Annotated in this window: 17 protein-coding genes and 3 tRNA genes; 13 read left to right on the forward strand and 7 right to left on the reverse strand. The window is 55.9% G+C overall.

Annotated features, from left to right (window positions below; genetic code table 11):
- Positions 1-64: 64 nt before the first annotated feature.
- Positions 65-835: an MlaE family ABC transporter permease gene (locus tag ACZ46I_RS00370; RefSeq protein ID WP_464281071.1), complete on the reverse strand. Its 771-nt coding sequence runs from the start codon at positions 833-835 to the stop codon at positions 65-67.
- Positions 836-838: 3 nt separating this feature from the next.
- A complete protein-coding gene (gene alr, locus ACZ46I_RS00375; protein WP_464281072.1) occupies positions 839-1,915 on the reverse strand; it encodes an alanine racemase in 1,077 nt (358 codons plus the stop codon).
- A gap of 210 nt (positions 1,916-2,125) precedes the next feature.
- Between alr and ACZ46I_RS00380 the strand changes: the two genes are divergently transcribed.
- From ACZ46I_RS00380 to ilvC, 7 genes are all read left to right on the forward strand, one after another.
- Entirely contained in the window at positions 2,126-2,521 is a 396-nt protein-coding gene (locus ACZ46I_RS00380; RefSeq protein WP_464281073.1) for a desulfoferrodoxin family protein, read from the forward strand.
- A gap of 24 nt (positions 2,522-2,545) precedes the next feature.
- On the forward strand, positions 2,546-2,731 hold the full coding sequence (locus ACZ46I_RS00385; RefSeq protein WP_013505329.1) for a hypothetical protein: 186 nt from the start codon (positions 2,546-2,548) through the stop codon (positions 2,729-2,731).
- A 167-nt stretch (positions 2,732-2,898) separates the two neighbouring features.
- Positions 2,899-4,413: an L-aspartate oxidase gene (gene nadB / locus ACZ46I_RS00390; RefSeq protein ID WP_464281074.1), complete on the forward strand. Its 1,515-nt coding sequence runs from the start codon at positions 2,899-2,901 to the stop codon at positions 4,411-4,413.
- Between the two features lie 79 nt (positions 4,414-4,492).
- Positions 4,493-4,568: transfer RNA gene (locus ACZ46I_RS00395), tRNA-Gly, on the forward strand.
- A 10-nt stretch (positions 4,569-4,578) separates the two neighbouring features.
- Positions 4,579-4,652 (forward strand) — tRNA-Cys (locus ACZ46I_RS00400).
- A gap of 41 nt (positions 4,653-4,693) precedes the next feature.
- A tRNA-Leu gene (locus ACZ46I_RS00405) sits at positions 4,694-4,781 on the forward strand.
- A gap of 196 nt (positions 4,782-4,977) precedes the next feature.
- A complete protein-coding gene (ilvC, locus tag ACZ46I_RS00410; protein ID WP_013505327.1) occupies positions 4,978-6,000 on the forward strand; it encodes a ketol-acid reductoisomerase in 1,023 nt (340 codons plus the stop codon).
- Between the two features lie 68 nt (positions 6,001-6,068).
- On the opposite strand, the gene nifT is transcribed toward ilvC, so the two are convergent.
- The 4 genes from nifT to nifH all read right to left on the reverse strand — a co-directional run bounded on the left by nifT (position 6,069) and on the right by nifH (position 10,758).
- Positions 6,069-6,269 carry a putative nitrogen fixation protein NifT gene (nifT, locus tag ACZ46I_RS00415; protein ID WP_013505326.1) on the reverse strand — a complete coding sequence of 67 codons (201 nt, stop codon included), beginning with the start codon at positions 6,267-6,269 and terminating at the stop codon, positions 6,069-6,071.
- Positions 6,270-6,845: 576 nt separating this feature from the next.
- Positions 6,846-8,363: a nitrogenase molybdenum-iron protein subunit beta gene (gene nifK / locus ACZ46I_RS00420; RefSeq protein ID WP_464281075.1), complete on the reverse strand. Its 1,518-nt coding sequence runs from the start codon at positions 8,361-8,363 to the stop codon at positions 6,846-6,848.
- Positions 8,364-8,423: 60 nt separating this feature from the next.
- Complete coding sequence (gene nifD, locus ACZ46I_RS00425) at positions 8,424-9,869, reverse strand: nitrogenase molybdenum-iron protein alpha chain (RefSeq protein WP_013505324.1); 1,446 nt, start codon at positions 9,867-9,869, stop codon at positions 8,424-8,426.
- A 10-nt stretch (positions 9,870-9,879) separates the two neighbouring features.
- A complete protein-coding gene (nifH, locus tag ACZ46I_RS00430; RefSeq protein WP_464281076.1) occupies positions 9,880-10,758 on the reverse strand; it encodes a nitrogenase iron protein in 879 nt (292 codons plus the stop codon).
- Positions 10,759-11,021: 263 nt separating this feature from the next.
- On the opposite strand from nifH, the gene ACZ46I_RS00435 reads away from it, so the two are divergent.
- Both ACZ46I_RS00435 and ACZ46I_RS00440 read left to right on the forward strand, forming a co-directional pair.
- On the forward strand, positions 11,022-11,270 hold the full coding sequence (locus ACZ46I_RS00435) for a helix-turn-helix domain-containing protein (RefSeq protein WP_464281077.1): 249 nt from the start codon (positions 11,022-11,024) through the stop codon (positions 11,268-11,270).
- Positions 11,270-12,595: a type II toxin-antitoxin system HipA family toxin gene (locus ACZ46I_RS00440; protein ID WP_464281078.1), complete on the forward strand. Its 1,326-nt coding sequence runs from the start codon at positions 11,270-11,272 to the stop codon at positions 12,593-12,595. Before ACZ46I_RS00435 ends, ACZ46I_RS00440 begins: the two co-directional genes overlap by 1 nt.
- Positions 12,596-12,950: 355 nt before the next feature.
- Here ACZ46I_RS00440 and ACZ46I_RS00445 read toward each other — a convergent pair whose 3' ends face one another.
- On the reverse strand, positions 12,951-14,576 hold the full coding sequence (locus ACZ46I_RS00445) for an Lcl domain-containing protein (RefSeq protein ID WP_464281079.1): 1,626 nt from the start codon (positions 14,574-14,576) through the stop codon (positions 12,951-12,953).
- Between the two features lie 883 nt (positions 14,577-15,459).
- Here ACZ46I_RS00445 and yjjJ point away from each other — a divergent pair.
- Genes yjjJ through ACZ46I_RS00465 form a run of 4 tightly spaced genes read left to right on the forward strand, consistent with a single transcriptional unit; the run spans position 15,460 to position 18,870 of the window.
- Positions 15,460-16,842 (forward strand): type II toxin-antitoxin system HipA family toxin YjjJ, encoded by a 1,383-nt coding sequence (yjjJ, locus tag ACZ46I_RS00450; protein WP_464281080.1) that lies wholly within the window; start codon positions 15,460-15,462, stop codon positions 16,840-16,842.
- A 28-nt stretch (positions 16,843-16,870) separates the two neighbouring features.
- On the forward strand, positions 16,871-17,314 hold the full coding sequence (locus ACZ46I_RS00455) for an N-acetyltransferase (RefSeq protein WP_464281081.1): 444 nt from the start codon (positions 16,871-16,873) through the stop codon (positions 17,312-17,314).
- 45 nt (positions 17,315-17,359) lie between these two features.
- The gene (locus ACZ46I_RS00460; RefSeq protein WP_464281082.1) at positions 17,360-18,277 is read left to right on the forward strand and encodes a VOC family protein; all 918 of its coding nucleotides are present in this window, start codon (positions 17,360-17,362) and stop codon (positions 18,275-18,277) included.
- Positions 18,274-18,870 (forward strand): hypothetical protein, encoded by a 597-nt coding sequence (locus ACZ46I_RS00465; RefSeq protein ID WP_464281083.1) that lies wholly within the window; start codon positions 18,274-18,276, stop codon positions 18,868-18,870. The genes ACZ46I_RS00460 and ACZ46I_RS00465 overlap by 4 nt, the downstream gene beginning before the upstream one ends.
- The last annotated feature ends 54 nt before the right edge of the window (positions 18,871-18,924 follow it).

The raw sequence follows: 18,924 nt of genomic DNA on the forward strand, positions 1-18,924 counted from the left end.
TCTTTCTCCTGTTGACCCAGTATAGCACAGCGCTTTGCGGGCGCGAGACTTTTTCAGCATCCCGTCAGAACATCAGCGCCGTCAGAATATAGTCCACGGCCAGAATCAGCGTGGAAGTCAGCACCACAGAAGTGGTGGTGGCCTGGCCCACCCCGGCAGCGCCCTTGCTGGCGTTCATGCCGATACCACAGCACACAGAGCCCATGACCAGGCCAAAGGCCGCCGACTTGATCAGGCCGTTGACGATGTCGCCCATATCCACAAAGATAATGATCTGATCCACAAAGACCACCGGGTTGATCCCCAGCAGTTTTACCCCCACGAAGTAGCAGCCGCCGATAGCGACGGCGTTGGCCACCATGGTCAGCACCGGCAGCATGACAAAGCTCGCCAGAATACGGGGTGTGGCCAGATACTGGTGCGGATCCACCGCCATCGTGCGCAGGGCATCGATCTGTTCCGTCACCTTCATGGTGCCAAGCTCTGCCGCCATGGCACTGCCCGCGCGGGCCGTCACCATCAGGGCCGTCAGCACTGGCCCCAGCTCACGGAAAATCGCCAGGGCGGAGACCGCTCCCACCAGATATTCAGCGTGAAACTGACTGAAGCCGATATAGAGCTGCAGGGCCAGAACCATGCCGGTAAAGGTTCCCGTCAGCAGCACCACGAAAATGGAGTTGACACCGATGGATTCAAACTGTTTGAAGATAACGCGCAGACGCAGGGGAGGGCGGAAGAGCCACAGTGCCGAATGCAGGAAGGTGAAGAAGATCATCCCCGAAACCTGCATAGCATGGTACATTCCCTGTCCCAGGGAGTTGAGAATACGCGTCATGACCTAGGCTCCCGTATAAATCCGCTTCACCCTCGGAGAAATCCCGCAGAAAACCTCATAGTCGATGGTTCCCATGAGTTCGGCCAGCTCGGAGGCGTATATGCACTGCCCACGCTGTTCACCGAAGAGCACCACCTCATCCCCGCGGGCGGGCTGAATGTGGGTCACATCCACCATACTCATATCCATGCACACCCGCCCCACCTGGGGGGCATACTGTCCATTTACCAGGACGCGGGCCTTGTTGCTGAGCAGGCGGGAATAGCCATCAGCATACCCGGCAGCCACTGTCGCCACAAGCATTTCCCGGTCGGCGACAAAACTGTGGCCGTAGGAGATGCCCTCACCGGGGAAAACCCGCTTCACCTGGAGGATCTTCGTTTTGAAGGTCATGGCTGGCCGCAAGTCAACCGTCTTGTCGGCAAAGGGGTTTCCCCCGTAGAGCATAATGCCCGGACGAGCCAGGGAACCGAGATTATCCAGGGTGAAAATCCCCGCGCTGTTGGAAAGGTGTCCCAGCATTCCCTCCTGAAAATATGGTTCCAGACTGCGGTAGAAGAGATTCTCCTGGGCGCCGATGGTGGGGGAACCCGGTTCATCGGCACAGGCCATGTGGGTCATGATGCCGCGCACGGCAAAACCCGCCTCGGTCAGGGTGCGATAGACCCAGGGCAGCCGATCGGGACGAAAGCCCAGGCGATTCATGCCGGTATCTATTTTGATGTGCACGGGAACGCTGATGCCCTCGCGCACCATCTCTTCAATGTTCTCTTCACAGTACACCACCGTGGTCAGATTGAACTCGCGCAGGGCCGCAAACTCGTTGGGGAATGAGCCGCTCATGATCAGGATATCCCCATGGATACCCGCCTTGCGCAGCTTTATGCCCTCGTGGACCCTCGCCACCGCGAAATGGGTACAGCCCTCGCTTTGCAGGCACAGTGCCACGGGAACATCGCCGTGGCCATAGGCGTCGGCTTTGACCACTCCGACAATTCGGGTATGTCCAGCCCGCTGCTGCAGCAGGCGGAAATTATGACGGATATGGGGCAGATGAATTTCACAGGATATGGTTTTCACAGTCTCTTCCGTTCGGAGAAATGAATGGCAAATGGGCAGATTAGCAGCATGGACAATATTTTTCAAAAGGATTTTACGCGTTGCCCCTGCTGGCAGTTCCCGGAGTTTTCCGCACGCTGTCCGTGCATCGGAGCGAGAATTCTGATATTCTTTCCTGAAATACGTCGTCGCAATCCTGCCGTTCCCCCTGAACCACTGGAGGAAACATCCATGAACCTCAGACGTCGCGATTTCATGAAAACCCTGGCGGCCACTGCCCTGGCCACCATTGCCCACCCCCCTGCCCTGGCGCTGGCCAACCGCACCTCCGTCAGCCTGAGCGCCCCCGACCGTGCCCTCCGGGGCTCTGCCATCACCATCACGCTGCACGTCACCCACCGGGGCAACAACTTTACCCACTTCACCAACTGGGTGCTCCTGAAAGCCGATGACCAGGAAATAGCCCGCTGGGAATTCTCGGCCTTCAACCGGCCTCCCAGTGAAAACTTCACCCTGGAAACAACCCTGGAAGTGCAGCAGACCGTACAGCTCGTGGCAGAAGGCAACTGCAACCTCCACGGCAGCGACGGCAAAGCCTTTCACACCATCACCGTTACCGACTCCTGAACGACTCTTCCTGAGGAGATCTGCATGACCATAGCCGGTATTTCCATTATTCTGCTGCTGGGAATTCTCATCTTGGCGCTGCTGGCCTTTCAACTGCTCAGTGGAACGCGCCGCATCAAGGTTCCCTTCGGACTTCACCGCCAGGTTGGCTTCGTTATCATGGCGCTGGCAATGATCCACGGTTTCCTGGCAATCATGGCGAACCTGTAACCAGCTGCGCAAACGCACCCCTGGTGACGCTGCCCCGCGCCTGCGCATCCATTTCCCCTGGGCGCAGCATCAAAAACTGCGCTTGTGCTTGAGGCGTAGCACAACTTGCCCTATAATGCCCCGTTTTCAATTCTACCCATTTCCTGCGGGGAAAGAGGCACAACACCATGGAACCTTTCGATTTTATCGTCCTTGGCGGCGGTGGCGCCGGCCTGACTGCGGCCCTGACCCTGGCCGAGGAAGGCTGCCGGGTACTGGTTCTCAATAAATCATTCCACAAAGAGACAAATACCAACTACGCCCAGGGTGGCGTCGCCGTAGTGCTGGACCCCAGCGACAGTTTCAAACTTCACCTGGAGGACACCCTCAACGCAGGAGCCCACCTCAACAACCGCTCAGCCGTTGAGTACCTGGTACGCTCCGGACCTGGCCTCATCCAGAAACTCATCGACTGGGGCGCCTGCTTTGATCGCGACGAAGCCACCGGGGGCCTGCTGCTGACCCGCGAGGCGGCCCACAGCCTGAACCGCATCATCCATGCCAACGGTGACGCCACCGGCCATGAAATCCAGCGCGCCATGACCGCCCGCGCGGCCGCCATGGATGAAATAACCCTCTGGGAAAACGCCCGTGCCATGGAGCTGCTGCACCACGACAATCACGTCTACGGGGTGCGATTCATCAAGGATGGCAAAGGCTATCAGGCCACGGCCAAGGGCGTCATCCTGGCCACAGGTGGACTGGGCAGAATTTACGGACTGACCACCAATCCTGACGTGGCAGCGGGCGACGGCATCATCCTGGCCCTGCAGGCCGGTGCCCATGTGGCCGATATGGAGTTCGTGCAGTTCCACCCCACCGCCCTCAATATCGACGGCTGCCCACCCTTCCTGCTCTCGGAATCCATGCGTGGCGAAGGTGGCATCCTGCTCAACCACGCGGGAGAACGCTTCATGGAACGCTACAACCCCATGCTGGAGCTGGCACCCCGCGATGTGGTAAGCCGCTCCATCCATTTCGAAATGGAAAAGACCGGGCAGAAAGTCTCCCTCCAGGTGAGCCACCTGGGTGAGGAATTTGTCCAGAAACGCTTTCCCACCATATACGAAACCTGCCTGCAGTATGGCGTGGACATCTCCCGCGAGCCCGTCCCCGTCTCCCCTGCCGCCCACTACGCCATGGGAGGGGTGCTGACCGACATCACCGCCCGCACCCACGTTTCCGGCCTCTACGCCGCAGGCGAAGTTGCCTGCGCTGGCGTTCACGGCGCCAACCGCCTGGCCTCCAACTCCATCCTCGAAGGGCTCGTCTTCGGTCAGCGCGCCGCCATCAGCGCCCTTGAGGACAGCTACAGCCTCCAAAACCCCCTCCGGGATTTCCAGGAAGACCACAGCCCCATCAGCGACACCTTTGGCAGCATCCCCGCAGACCTGCAGAAGACCATGTGGAAGAAAGCAGGCATCATCCGCTCCCGTGAACTGCTGGAAGAGGGCATGCGAACCATCGCCGCCATGGACACCCCCTATGCAATGCTCGGCGCAGCCATCATGAATGGGGCCCTGCGCCGGCGCAAGAACATCGGCGCCCACTATCGCATTGACTCCCTGGAGAGCGCCTCCGACAGCATGCAGTATCAGGCGGACCTGAAGACGCTGAAACGCTTTATGGATCGTTATCGCTGAAAACCTGCACCGGATTTGGCACCGCGGGAAAAATAGTGTTGACACCTGTTTTAATTCTGGTATAACACCATCCGTTCGAGCGGGAATAGCTCAGCTGGTAGAGCACGACCTTGCCAAGGTCGGGGTCGCGGGTTCGAGTCCCGTTTCCCGCTCCATTTTTATTTTGGCGGCATGGCCAAGTGGTAAGGCAGAGGACTGCAAATCCTTTACCCCCAGTTCGAATCTGGGTGCCGCCTCCACTCTTTTTCCGTTTCACACCCACGTAATACTCCATGCACCTGCCCGGGTGGCGAAACTGGTAGACGCACAAGACTTAAAATCTTGGGAACTTTATGTTCGTGCCGGTTCGATTCCGGCCCTGGGCACCAGATATAACGCATAGCAACCCTGCAAGCCCCTTGCAGGGTTTTTTACATGGAACGGACACCATCAGCCCGAAACCCCGCACACGATTTTCCCCCTTGTATTTTCAGCCCCGAATCCGTATAACTCTTTGATTGGCCGCTGGGAGCAGGCTTTTTTCCGGCGCGCAGGTGAACCATTTAAGTAACGGAGGAATAGATTATGGCAATGACGGTGTACTACGACAAAGACTGTGACCTGAATATCATCAAGGGCAAGCAGGTAGCCATCATAGGTTTTGGCTCCCAGGGCCACGCTCACGCGGAAAACCTGCGCGACTCCGGTGTCAGCGTAACCATCGGCCTGGGCCGCAAGGGCCCCTCCTGGAAGAAAGCCGAAGCCAAGGGTTTTGAAGTGGCGCTGGTTGCCGATGCCACCAAGAAGGCTGACCTGGTGATGGTGCTTATCCCCGACGAGCTGCAGGCTGGTGTCTTCGCCAATGAAATCGCCCCGAACCTCAAGCCCGGCTCTGCCCTGGCTTTTGCCCACGGCTTCAACGTGCACTTCGGCCAGATCGACGCCCCTGAAGGCGTGGACGTGATCATGATCGCCCCCAAAGGCCCCGGCCACACCGTGCGCAGCGAATTTGCTGCTGGCGGCGGCGTGCCCTGCCTGATCGCCATCGACCGCGATGCCACCGGCAAGGCCAAGGAGCTTTCCCTTTCCTACGCCAGCGCTGTTGGCGGTGGCCGCAGTGGTATTATTGAAACCACCTTCAAAGACGAAACAGAAACAGACCTCTTCGGCGAGCAGGCGGTTCTGTGCGGCGGCACAGTGGCCCTGGTTCAGGCTGGTTTCGAGACGCTGGTGGAAGCCGGTTACCCCGAAGAGATGGCCTACTTCGAGTGTCTGCACGAGCTGAAGCTCATCGTCGACCTGCTCTATCAGGGTGGCATCGCCGATATGCGCTACTCCGTTTCCAACACCGCTGAGTACGGCGACATGGTTACCGGCAGACGCATCATCACCGACGAAACCAAAAAAGCCATGAAGGAAGTCCTCAAGGACATTCAGGAAGGTCGCTTTGCCAAGGACTTCATCCTGGAGCGTCAGGCTGGCTACCCCCGCATGCACGCCGAGCGTCGCATTCTGGCTGATTCCCAGATCGAGGAGACCGGAACCCGTCTGCGTTCCATGATGCCCTGGATTCAGAAGAATAAGATCATCGACAAGGACAAGAACTAGTCCTTTGCAGGCTGCTGAAACGTCAAAGCCCCCGCAGATATCTTCTGCGGGGGCTTTTTTGCTGTGAGTTACAGTTTTTTTGCATCCAGCGTCTTGGGCAGCCGTGGCTCTTCGTCCATGGGCTCGATATAGAGCTGCCAGCCGTTGGCCAGGGTGAAGGTTCCACCGAAACCACCTTCGGGGGCGATATCCACCACGCTTTCTTCCAGATCCTTTTTGGGAACGTAGACGGAGTAGGTGTCGTTGGATTTGCTGAGGATAATTTTCATGTCACATTCCTTTACCGGTTACTTTACGTGTGTTGGAAATTACTTTCGGCAGCCGAAGAATTCCTGCCACCCGCTTCGCTTGACGAAACAGCCGACGAAAAAGGCAGTCAGAGAAAAGACAATATCTCTCGCCCGTTCGCTGCGCTCACTTAAGACGCTAAGAGCGCCAAGGAAATACAAAAGAATGGATTTAGCTACCCATCATCTCTGCGTTCTCTGCGGCTGGGCAAGAGGAAATTGCCTTTCATGCATTCAAAAACCCTGAATGATTCAAGGCAGACAAACTCCAGAAACTTGCCACAGAGACCGCAGAGAGCAGCTGTTTTCCTTCGTGTACTTCGTGGCTTCGTGTGAGGCTCTGCCTTTCGTCTGGTGTTCCTGTCCTGCCTTTGTCTGTGGCAAAAAAATCTTCAGTACCCACGCCCTGAGAGAAATTTTCTCTCCGTGGCAGCTCTTTGTGTCTTGGAGGCCTTTGTGTGAGATGTTGCCTTTCTTTGCGTGCTATCCTTTCCTGTTGCAACAAAGCCCGCGCCTTTGGGGGTGCGGGCTTTGTGCGTTGGAAAGCAGGGGTCGGGGTCAGCGTACCAGGTCGAAACTGGGGGTATCGATGGTGGCCCGGTCCGTTTCGTCCAGGATGGTGTTGACGATCCAGGTGAGAAGGTTGATTCCCCCCTGATAACCAAGAATACTGTATCGGTGGAGGTGGTGCCGGTCAAACAGGGGGAAACCAACTCGTATTAATGGGGTTTTGGTGTCGCGCCACAGGAACTTGCCGTAGGAGCTGCCGATGAGGTAATCCACGGGCTCGGTGAACATCAGGGAGCGCAGGTGCCACATGTCCTTTTTCGGGTAGATGGTACAGGCTTCGCCCTGGGGGAACTCTTTGAAGAGGGCTTCGCTGTCCTTCTCCCACTTCTTGACCGAGTTGGTGACGAGCACGTGCTTGGCTTCGCCGCCCAGCTCCAGCACGAAGCGAGTCAGGCCATAGGCCAGGTCGGGGTCGGCATTGATGGCGAAGGTTTTGCCAAAGATCCAGTAGTAGGAGTCGGCAATGGCGTCGATGAAGCGCCCACGCTCCAGGCTCAGCTCTTCGGGTATTTCTTTGCCGGTCAGTTCGGCAATGGCCATGATCAGTTCGTCGGAGCCCTTGATGCCGATGGGGTTGACCACCCGCACTTCCTGCTCCCACTCACCCTTGATGAGCTGGGTGGTTTTTGGCAGGGCGTACTTCTGCAGAATAAGGGTACCACGGGCATTGGGAGCGTTTTTCAGGTCCTCTATGCTGGTGCCGCCGCGGTACATGTGGTACTCGCCATCGGTGGGAGAATCCAGCACTTCGGTGGGATCGCTGAGGATCACGCACTCGGCTCCGAAGAGCTTGAAGATGCGCTTGATTTCGCTGTAATTGCCCAGGTAGGTGTCAAAGCCCAGGATCACGTTGATGGCTTCGCTCTTGGTCTCACGCTTCTCACCCATGGAGGAGAGAATGGCCAGCATCATGGCGTCGTAGCCAGTGATGTGGGAACCCACAAAGGATGGCGTGTGGGCAGCAGGTACGGGCAGCTCCTGGGGAATGTCGCCCTGGTCTTTGGCGTTTTTGGTGAAAGAGCTGAGGTCGTCACCAATGACTTCGGCCATGCAGGTGGTGCACAGGGCGACCATCTCCGGCTTGTAGAGGGCATAGGCGTTTTTCAGGCCCTGGTACATGTTGTTGTGACCGCCAAATACCGCCGCGTCTTCCGTCATGGAGTCGGATACCGCTGGAAAGGGCTCCTTGAAGTGACGGGAGAAGTGGGAGCGGAAGTAAGCGGCACAGCCCTGGGATCCGTGCACATAGGGCAGGGTATTGGCAAAGCCGATCCCGGCGTAGAGCGCACCCAGCGGCTGGCAGGCCTTGAGGGGGTTGATGGCGAGGGCTTCGCGGGCGAAGTTCTTTTCCTGGTATTCCTTGGTCTTGGTGTATTCCAGTACCCGGTTCACTTCTTCAGGCGAATGAGCGTTTTCATAGGCCTTCTTGCGGGCGAACATGTCCTGGTACTGCTCGCTCTGGAACAGGTCCACATGGTCCATGCAGGCGGATTTCTGGGGGCTCATGGTGTTATCCTTTCAGGGGGTTCGTTGTCATGGTGAAACTGCGGCACTCATCTGGCAGAATCAGCTCTTCCAGGGTGCCTTGATATGCTTCCACACCTGCCCATTGATGGCCATGTCCATGTCGCGGGCGAAGATGGCAAAGCCCTCGATGCCATGGTAGGGGCCGGAATAATCCCAGGAGTGCATCTGGCGGAAGGGAACTCCGGCCTTCTGGCACTGGTATTTTTCCTTGACCCCGGAGCCGAAGAGGTCGGGCTTGAGTTTGGAGAGGAATTTTTCCATCTCGAACTCACTCATGTCGTCCACCACGATGGTCGTGTCATCCAGATACTCCATGGTGCGCTGGTAGTCGTCGCCATGGCCGAATTCATAGCCAGTCAGCATCACTTCCACTCCCAGATCCTTGAAGCAGGGGATGGTGTGGCGGGGGCGCAGGCCACCCACATAGAGCATCACTTTTTTGCCTTCCAGGCGGGACTTGTACTTGTCCACCACGCTCTGCAGCAGGGGCTTGTACTTGTTTTCGATCAGCTCTTCGGTGCGCTTCTGGATGCTCTCGTCAAAGTAGGACGCGATCTTGCGCATGCTCTTGAAAATCTGGGTGGGACCGAAGAAGTTGAACTCGGTCCAGGGCACACTGTGCTTCTCTTCCAGATAACGGGCGATGTAGTTCATGGAGCGGTAGCAGTGCAGCAGCACCAGCTTGGCCTTGGCCGTGTTGGCCAGTTCCGCCACCGTGCTGTCGCCGGTGCTCTGGGAGATCACGTTCAGGCCCATCTCCTCCAGAATGCGGCGAGAGCTCCAGGCATCACCACCGATGTTGTAATCCGCCATCAGGGCCACATCGTAGGGTCCGGCCTCCTGCACACTGGCGGGAACATCTTTTTCGTAGATCCAGTCGCGCAGAGCATCGTTGGCAATGTGGTGGCCAAGGGACTGACTCACGCCACGGAAACCTTCGCAGCGTACGGGAACAACGGGCTTGCCGATTTCCTCAGCCTTTTTGCGAGAGACCGCCTCAATGTCATCACCGATCAGGCCAATGGGGCACTCGGACTGAATGCTGATGCCACGGCTGAGGGGGAACATCTCTTCCAGCTCATCCACGAGCTTCTCCAGCTTCTTGTCACCGCCGAAGACGATATCGCGCTCCTGGAAATCCGAGGTGATCTGCATGGCACCGAAGGAGTCAACGCCCGTGATGCCGGTATAGTAGTTGCGGCGGGTGGCCCAGGAGTACTGACCACAACCCACCGGGCCGTGACTGATGGTCAGCATGTCCTTCACCGGCCCCCACACCACGCCCTTGGAGCCAGCGTAGGCGCAGCCGCGAATGGTCATGACACCGGGAATACTCTTACGGTTGGAGCTGACGCCGCACTTTTCATCTGCGCCCGGCTCCACCACCGTCATATGCTTCTTGCGACTTTTCAGGGCCTTTTCCGGATATTCCTGCAGAATCTCCTCGATCAGCGCCTGGGATTGTTCTTTATCTACAACTGACATTTCGTCCTCCTCAGGCAGTAGCTGTTTTCGCTTTTCCCACAACTTGCACATCGTCAGGTTGCATGATGCCGAATTCCATCAGCAGCTCTTCCAGCTCTTCCATGCTGACGGGAGTGGGGATGACGAAGTTCGTGTTGTCAACAATCTTTTTGGCCAGGGTACGGTACTCGTCGGCCTGCTTGCAGGCAGGATCGTATTCCACAACGGTCATGCGGCGCAGTTCCGCGTGCTGGACCACGTTGTCGCGGGGTACGAAGTGAATCATCGTCGTGGACAGACGCTGGGCGAGAGCACTCAGCAACTCAGCTTCGCGGTCAGTCTTGCGCTCGTTACAGATCAGACCCGCCAGGCGAACCCCGCCGGAGTTGGCGTACTTCAGAATACCGCGGGAGATGTTGTTGGCCGCGTACATGGCCATCATCTCGCCGGAAGCGACAATGTAGATTTCCTGAGCTTTGCCTTCGCGGATGGGCATGGCGAAACCACCACACACTACGTCACCCAGAACGTCGTAGGAAACGAAATCCAGGTCCTCTTCGTAGGCGCCTTCCTCTTCCAGGAAGTTGATGGCCGTGATAACACCGCGACCAGCACAGCCAACACCAGGCTCAGGACCACCCGCCTCAACACAGCGGATGCCAAGATAGCCCGTCTTGAGCACATCATCCAGTTCCAGATCCTCAACCGAGCCAGCCTCCGCAGCCATTTCCATAACGGTTGACTGAGCCTTGGCATGCAGAATCAGACGGGTGGAGTCGGCCTTAGGGTCACAGCCAACAATCATTACCTTCTGCCCCATCTCCGCCATGGCCGCGATGGTGTTCTGAGAAGTCGTAGATTTGCCAATGCCACCTTTACCGTAAAATGCGATTTGTCGTAAGCGAGCCATAACAGCCTCCTCTTTACTGGGTATTTGTTGCGGTGGCTTTGCATCGGGGAAAGTCACCTGCAGCCCTCTAAAGCAAAGGCGATGCCAACACTGCAAACTCTTATGCAAAAATAGATAACGCAAAAGCGCAAAGCTGACATGTCACAAACCTAACACGACAGATTGTCAGGTTGTGTGCTGCGTACCCCCTAAAGGGGATACTTGACATTTATCCCCTATTAAGGATAGATTGTATTTATCCCTCAAGCGGGATAGGAGGAGTTATGTCACCGTATTTTGCCCCAACGCCCGAATACCTGGGCAAAACGCTTCAGGCCCTGCGCAAAGCCAAAGGGCTTACCCAGGCGGAGCTTGCCAAACTGGCAGGCGTCAAGCAAACCACTGTTTCCAATGCGGAGAACAATACTCGCGGCATGCGCATCGAAACCCTTTATAGCCTGCTGGCTGCTCTCGATCTTTACCTGAACCTGCAGTCACGAAACGCTGTGGAGCCCACAAAGGAAGAGTGGTAATGGGACGGCGCAAGCTCACGGCAACCATGGCCATCTTTATGAACGGGGAGCGGGTAGGTTCCTTGCACCGACTCTCATCGGGAAAGCTGGAAATGCTGTATGACGAGCAATGGTGCCAACGCACACAGAATCGCTCCATTTCTCTTTCCCTGCCTGCCGTAAACAGAAGGCACTCCGGCGCAGCAGTAGAGCACTATTTCGACAACCTGCTGCCAGACAGACTGCCCATCCGCACCCGCATTCAGGTGCAGTTTGGCCTTGGTCGCAACGATTGCTTCGAACTGTTGTGGCATATTGGCCGGGATTGCATAGGAGCTGTCCAGCTTTTGCCGGAAGACGCGCTTCCCCCGGATGTACGGAAAATCGAAGCTGTACCCATTGCCGATGAAGACATTCGCTCTTTGCTGCAAAACTATCAGAGCCAACCACTGGGAATGAGCAGTGACGGGGATTTCCGGATATCCATTGCCGGTGCCCAGGAAAAGACCGCCCTGTTGTGGTATCAGGGACGCTGGCACCGGCCTTATGGGGCCACACCCACCACCCACATCATTAAGCTGCCAATCGGAAAGCTTGAGCATCACGGGATCGACCTCTCCAAAAGTGTGGAAAATGAATGGCTGTGCCATTTGCTGCTGAAAGCCTTCGGTTTGCCTGTAGCCAATATGCAGATGAATGATTTTGGTGGAACCAGCGTATTGGTGGTAGAGCGCTTTGATCGCCGATGGTCTCAGGATGGGAAAAACTGGATCATACGCCTTCCCCAGGAAGACATGTGCCAGGCGCTTGGTGTGTCGGCGGCATTGAAATATGAAAGTCACGGCGGCCCTGGCATAGAGCCGATCATGCATCTTCTCACCGGTTCTGCCAACAGCAAGGAAGATCGCAGCACCTTCATGAAAGCGCTCTTTGTTTTTTGGCTTTTGGGAGCCATAGATGGGCATGCCAAGAACTTCAGCCTCTTTTTGCGACCAGGTGGCACCTACCGCCTGACGCCACTGTATGACGTCATTTCCGCCTACCCTCTGATGGCAAGCCGCCAACTCCCAGAGCAAAAAGTGAAGATGGCTATGGCCGTCAGAGGCCGCTCACGCCACTATGAATGGAACAGGATTCAGCTGCGCCACTGGCTGAACACTGCCCGTCACTGCCAATTCAGCGAGGAAACCATGGCCGAGATTATGGCAGAAACCCTGGCCAGAATTGACGGTGCAATCAGTGAGGTAGAAAGACAGCTTCCCTCTGATTTCCCAGCGGACATCGCACCACCGATTTTCGAAATGCTGGCGAAGATGCAGCAGAAGCACAGAGTCGATCAGCTGTAGGCATGGCAGGAACACCTGATAAGAAAGGCGATGTCTCACAGCCTGTCCCGCACGGTCTTTCTGGATTTGGCTGTATCTGCGTAAATCAGCGTAATCAGCGGATAGGTTTCTCAAGGCACAAACCACCCCGTCAGTTCGTGCCACCCCTCCAAAAGAGGGAAAATATCCCTCACACGAAGGCACGAAATTCACGAAGAAAGACAGGGTCAAGCCAACAGGCCCCGCATCCCAACTCCGCACTGGCCACTCGCTACTCGCTACACTCTACTGACTACTGGCTACTGACTAATCGCTCCTCACTCCCATTCTCCACCCCCCATCCCCCATTCTCTAACCCCATCCCCCAGAAAACAAATCACTGTCCCGCGCGGACCAAACGCACCCGGTAGTCATTGTTCTTACCGTAGTAGTAGACGTAGCCACTGCCGAAGAACACATACCACGCGTAATCGGCATATTCGGCACTGGGCGAGAACGACCAGAAAGAGTTTGAAGGCGTGTTGGGAAAGTGCTCCACATCAATGGCGGGATTGAAGCGGCCATAATGGATGATGGAGCGCAGTTCAGCCAGGCTGGGCAAGCGCCATTCATCGTAGCCGCACAGGCCCTGCGCGTTGACAGCCTGGGCAAAGGACTGGGTGTTGCACGCAGCGATGGTGCCGTTGCAGCCGCTGCCGCCTTCGATTCCGGCATTGCCACCATTGGTAGCGCTGTCCGTATTATACCAGGTATAAGTGTGATCCATGTGGCGCAGGTGGCTACTATCGTTGACCTTGACCTCCCAGATCAGGCCGGTGACGTTGTCGCGGGTGCAGGCCCAGTCATCAGGACCGCTGCCAAGCACCGCATCGGCGGGAAGCTCGTGGCCGCTGTTGGACATCTTGGTGTAATCGAATCCGGCGGCTCCGGCACCAACTTTGGTGAGGGCTCCAGTGCGGGCGGCAGCATCACGGCCATAGTCGGCATCCTGGCCAGGATAGTCAGTCGGCGGCGCTTCCAGAATGTTGGTGCTGCCATCGACCCACCAATCAATGCCGGTGTCATTCAGGCGAGTGGTGGTGCACTGCACAGTAATGTCGGTAATGTTCTGGCCATCGATGGTGCCATCGGAATGGCCACTTAACTGGCAGAGCTGATTGACGGGATGGGCAGCAATAGTTACCTGGTAGGCATCGCCATCCAGCAGAAGCTGATCAAAGGTCACAAAGTTCCCGGTTGCGGTGGAATCCAGCTCCAAATCATGTTCACCATTAAGCTGCAGGCGCAGGATGGTGTTTTCGGCAATGCCGGCTGGTTCGATACCTACAGAGTACCCCAGGACATAGAGGGCTATAAAATTCGTATTGGTGGTAATTGCACTCAGGCTCGACGGCTCCCAACCAACAAAAATATGGCCGCTTCGTGCAGGTTCAGCTGGTGGTACAGCAGCACTACCGTGTTCCACCTGCTCTACTTTCAACTCAGTTTCATCGTGGTCAACGAAGGTGACGGTCCAGGTGTTGATGGCGTACTGGGCAGTGATGGTCGTATCAGAAGTGATACTACTAAAGTCAGACGGGCTCCAACCGGTAAAGGTGTAGCCATCGCGCTCTGGATCTGATGGTGCAGCTGCAGCGCTGCCGTGTTCCACCTGCTCTACTTTCAACTCAGTTTCATCGTGGTCAACGAAGGTGACGGTCCAGGTGTTGATGGCGTACTGGGCAGTGATGGTGGTGTCAGCGGTGATTTCACTGAAGTCAGACGGGCTCCAACCGGTAAAAGTGTAGCCATCGCGCTCTGGATCTGATGGTGCAGCTGCAGCGCTGCCGTGTTCCACCTGCTCGCTTTTCAGCTCAGTGCCATCGTGGTCAACGAAGGTGACGGTGTGAATAATCGGCTGGGTGTCACCACCGCCGCCATTATTCCCTGAACTTCCACCACACCCTAAAACCATGAGTATGGCGAGAGTAACCGCAGTGACAAGTATTCCTCTTTTCAGCATTGTTCCTCCTGTACTGGTTTCTGAAAACGATACAACCCACCGCAGGCAAAGGTAAACCTCCATTGCGGTGGGCCAGATAAAGATATCTGTGTAAACGTTGTTATATTGACATAAATATTGCGGTGGGGTGGGGTGGGTGGGCAACAATGAGCACAGGTGACTCCATGGGTACTCTGGCAATAACGAAGAGCGGGGAAAAGTGTTGCCCCATAGCAATGCATGGTTAATGCATGCCTGCGGTAATTTTCCTTTTCCAAAGGGGCTCCGCTATTAACGTATTTAAATTTGCCAGACTAGTAACAGATGATGAATATGTCAACAAAAAGTAACAGCACTGCAAAATAACACGCTCCTGCATACTCCAGGTCAACACGAACAGTGAAAGGAGGGGGTTGGGAATGATGGTACTGTGCAACCTGTCCCGCACGGTCTTTCTGGATTTGGCTGTATCTGCGAAAATCAGCGTAATCCCGGACAGGTTTCTCAAGGCACAAACCACCCCGTCAGTTCGTGCCACCCCTCCAAAAGAGGGAAATTATCCCTCACACGAAGACACGAAATTCACGAAGAAAGACAGCTGCTCTCAGTGGCCTCTGTGGCAAGTTTCCCGGAGTTTGTCTGCCTCGAATCATTCAGGGTTTTTGACTGCATAAAAGGCAATTTCCTCTCGCCAAGCTGCAGAGAACGCAGAGACGATGGCTGGCCAAATCAATTCCCTTGTATTTCCTTGGCGCTCCCGGCGTCCCCGGTGAGCGCAGCGAACGGGCGAGAGATATCGCCTCACAAATCGCATCATAAATACATTTGAATTTCAAATAAACCATTGACATAAAACACGTAAAGAACCATAAATCTTCTCAAGAATCTTCTCAACGAGGTCAACATGCCTACCCGGAATCAACAGGCAAGGGAGCGACTGAATCACGTACTGTCCAGGGAGGCAGGTATCAGCGCCGCTGAGCTTGCCAGCACGCTGAACATCAGCCTGGCCACTCTCCATCGCCTCCTCAATGAACGGCTATCATCCATCCTGATAACCGGCAAGGCCAGGCGTACGCGCTACGCCCTGCGTCGTCCCCTGCGGGGAACCCTGACCGATATCCCCGTGTATCAGATTGACGAACAGGGCCGGATAAGCCCTTTGTCTACGCTGATTCCTGTTTATCCAGGCGGTTGCTGGATGCCCATGGAGGGCAGTCACTGGCCAGTGGACGATGAACAGCGCCAAGGCTGGTGGGATGGCCTCCCCTATCCGCTCTATCACCTCCAGCCCCAGGGATTCATGGGGCGCAGCTTTGCCCGCGCCGTTCACCAGGCTCTGGAAGTACCGGACAACCCACTCCTGTGGACCGATGATCAGCTCTTGCATGTGCTGATGCAAAAGGGCAGTGACCTCAGCGGCAACCTCATCGTGGGTGATCCCGCCTGCGAACGCTGGCAGCAGGGCAAGCTGAATCCGGTTTCGCCCATCAAGCCAGCAGAGCTGGAAGAGCAGTACGTCAGCCTGGCTGAGCTAGCCCTCAGTTCTGGCGATGCTGGCTCCAGCGCCGCCGGTGAATTCCCAAAATTCACCGCCATGCGCGAACTGACGGGCAGCGCCACTCCCCATGTTATCGTGAAGTTTTCCGGTGCCGAGAATTCGGCAGCCGTTACGCGCTGGCGCGACCTGCTGGTATGCGAGCATCTGGCCCTGCAGCATATCCAGGAATTACCCGATCAGATCGCCGCCCCAAGTCGCATCCTGCGCCATAACAATCGGACGTTTCTTGAAGTGGAACGCTTCGACCGCCATGGACCGTTTGGCCGCAGCCCCCTGATCAGCCTGGAAATTGTCAATGCTGCCCTGCTTGGCAAAGCTCCCGCCGACTGGACACAGCAGGCCGACGAGCTGTGCCGGTCCGGGCTGATAAGCAACGCACAGAGGGATTCCATCCACCTCCAGTGGTGGTATGGCAAGCTGATTGCCAACAGCGACATGCACCTGGGCAACCTGAGCTTCCGCCCACAACAGGGAACGCTGCAGCTGGCCCCAAGCTACGACATGCTCCCCATGCTCTACGCACCCCTGGCAGGCGGCGAAGTGCCTCCGCGCCAGTTTGAACCCCCACTGCCACTGCCACGCCAGCAGCAAACCTGGCTGACCGCCTGCCATGCCGCCATAGGGTTCTGGCTGGAGGCAGCGGAGGACTCACGCATAACCGACGACTTCCGCCAGACAGCCAGGGCGAACGGCCACCGGTTGATGGAATTGAGAGAGAAAATCTGACTCGCAACTTGTTTTTCGGAGCATTGCAATGATACGAACCTGCATCCACAAGGACATGGACGCCGTACTGGATATCTGGCTTGCGGCCTCCATCAAGGCCCACAATTTCGTTGACCCTGCATTCTGGCAATCCCAGGTGGAAAACATGCGCCACACCTACCTGCCCGCCTCGGAAGTGGCCGTCTATGAGCGAAACTCCCAGGTGGTCGGATTCTACGCCTTGCATGGCAACACCCTGGCCGCCATCTTTGTGAAACCGGAGCTGCAGGGCCAGGGAATCGGCAAAGCACTATTGGCCCACGCCAAAAGCCAGCGAACAGAGCTGGTACTGAACGTCTACAAGGAGAATGAAGCCAGCTGCCGATTCTATCTGGCCCAAGGCTTCCAGGTGATCAGCGAGCAAAAGGATGAACATACCGGCCACCCGGAATACACCATGCGCTACACTTCGCAGCAGGTGGCCCAGTGCTGAACAATCGCTGAAGAGACAGACAACAACCCCCAAAGGAGGCCCGTGATGACCACGACCCAGCAGAAAATAGTCCCCCACCTGTGGTTCGACAAGGAAGCCAAAGAGGCAGCGGAATTTTACTGCTCCATCTTTCCCGATGCCAGCATCATCAGTTCCACCACCTTGCACGGCACTCCATCGGGCGATGTGGAAACGGTCTCCTTCGAGATTTCCGGCTACGCCTTCGCCGCCATCAGTGCCGGACCCCACTTCCGCTTCAACCCGTCCATCTCCTTCCTCCTGAACTTCGACCCATCGCAGAATCCCCAGGCGAGCCAGCAGCTGGACACCCTGTGGAACGCCCTCTCGGATGGGGGAACCGCGCTCATGCCCCTCGGCTCGTACCCCTTCAGTCAGCGCTACGGCTGGATACAGGACAGATACGGCCTCTCCTGGCAGCTGATGCTGACCGACCCGGAAGGCGAAGAGCGCCCCTTCATCACTCCCATGCTGCTCTTTACCGGCGATATGTGCGGCAAAGCCGAAGAAGCCAGCGACTTCTACCTCTCCATCTTTCACCACACCAGGCGGGGAATCGTTGCCCGCCACCCCGCAGGCGCGGAACCCGACCAGGCAGGCACCATCATGTTTACCGACTTCATGCTGGAGAACCAGTGGTTCTGCGCCATGGACAGCGCACACGAACACGCCTTTACCTTCAACGAAGCCATATCGCTTCTGGTGTACTGCGACACCCAGCAGGAGATCGACGCCCACTGGGAAAAACTCTCCGCCGTACCCGAAGCCGAACAGTGCGGCTGGCTCAAAGACCGCTACGGCCTGTCATGGCAGATCGTACCCCGCGCGCTGGATGTCATGCTGCAAAACCCCGCAAAGCGGGATCAGATTACCCAGGCATTCCTTGCCATGAAAAAATTGGATGTGGATGAATTAAGAAGGGTGTATGGGGAGGGGGCGACATGATGGCAACTTTCGAACCATTGAAAATGCCAGAAAAGGATTTTGACATTTTTAAACCAAGTAAACCACACGACTTAAATGCATGCCTTAATTTCATGCACGATATGAGCTACGGCTATATTGAAGGCTACAGATATGCTGCCGAAGTGTTATTCGAGCAAGTGCAGAATTGCGGTGAGCTTGATACTCTGATATATCCGATAATGTTTCTAATCAGGCAACATTTTGAATTACGATTAAAGCAAATACTCAAAACTCTTTATATTATAGGCGAACGTAAATCTGAGCCTGAATTTACTCATAATTTAAGCAGACTTTGGCGGCAATGCGAACCAAATTTAACAAAATACACTTCGCGCGAAGATAGAGCTTGGTTTAAACAAATTAACATACTTATGGAGCAAATAACCTCCGTTGACCCGGGTGCGGATGCCTTTAGATTTATGACATCAAAAAGTGGTGAAAAAAATTTAAGCGGAATCAGCCACATTAATCTTGTTCACTTGTTTAGTGTAGTCACTCCTGTAATGGATTGGCTGGAAGGTATCGATTCTTTTCTTGCTGAAATAAAATCTTTGAACTCTGAGCTAATGTAAAACCTGCAATTTGATGGGATTTTTCTTTCGAATGTACCGGCATATTTGTCTACA

The sequence above is a fragment of the Desulfurispirillum alkaliphilum genome (genome assembly GCF_055378285.1).

Bases quoted from the DNA above. Each gene is read 5' to 3' on its own strand.
- ACZ46I_RS00370 (WP_464281071.1), bottom strand. From the start codon at position 835: ATGACGCGTATTCTCAACTCCCTGGGACAGGGAATGTACCATGCTATG.
- ACZ46I_RS00380 (WP_464281073.1), top strand. From the start codon at position 2,126: ATGAACCTCAGACGTCGCGATTTCATGAAAACCCTGGCGGCCACTGCC.
- ACZ46I_RS00385 (WP_013505329.1), top strand. From the start codon at position 2,546: ATGACCATAGCCGGTATTTCCATTATTCTGCTGCTGGGAATTCTCATC.
- nadB (WP_464281074.1), top strand. From the start codon at position 2,899: ATGGAACCTTTCGATTTTATCGTCCTTGGCGGCGGTGGCGCCGGCCTG.
- ilvC (WP_013505327.1), top strand. From the start codon at position 4,978: ATGGCAATGACGGTGTACTACGACAAAGACTGTGACCTGAATATCATC.
- nifT (WP_013505326.1), bottom strand. From the start codon at position 6,269: ATGAAAATTATCCTCAGCAAATCCAACGACACCTACTCCGTCTACGTT.
- nifK (WP_464281075.1), bottom strand. From the start codon at position 8,363: ATGAGCCCCCAGAAATCCGCCTGCATGGACCATGTGGACCTGTTCCAG.
- nifD (WP_013505324.1), bottom strand. From the start codon at position 9,869: ATGTCAGTTGTAGATAAAGAACAATCCCAGGCGCTGATCGAGGAGATT.
- nifH (WP_464281076.1), bottom strand. From the start codon at position 10,758: ATGGCTCGCTTACGACAAATCGCATTTTACGGTAAAGGTGGCATTGGC.
- ACZ46I_RS00435 (WP_464281077.1), top strand. From the start codon at position 11,022: ATGTCACCGTATTTTGCCCCAACGCCCGAATACCTGGGCAAAACGCTT.
- ACZ46I_RS00440 (WP_464281078.1), top strand. From the start codon at position 11,270: ATGGGACGGCGCAAGCTCACGGCAACCATGGCCATCTTTATGAACGGG.
- ACZ46I_RS00445 (WP_464281079.1), bottom strand. From the start codon at position 14,576: ATGCTGAAAAGAGGAATACTTGTCACTGCGGTTACTCTCGCCATACTC.
- yjjJ (WP_464281080.1), top strand. From the start codon at position 15,460: ATGCCTACCCGGAATCAACAGGCAAGGGAGCGACTGAATCACGTACTG.
- ACZ46I_RS00455 (WP_464281081.1), top strand. From the start codon at position 16,871: ATGATACGAACCTGCATCCACAAGGACATGGACGCCGTACTGGATATC.
- ACZ46I_RS00460 (WP_464281082.1), top strand. From the start codon at position 17,360: ATGACCACGACCCAGCAGAAAATAGTCCCCCACCTGTGGTTCGACAAG.
- ACZ46I_RS00465 (WP_464281083.1), top strand. From the start codon at position 18,274: ATGATGGCAACTTTCGAACCATTGAAAATGCCAGAAAAGGATTTTGAC.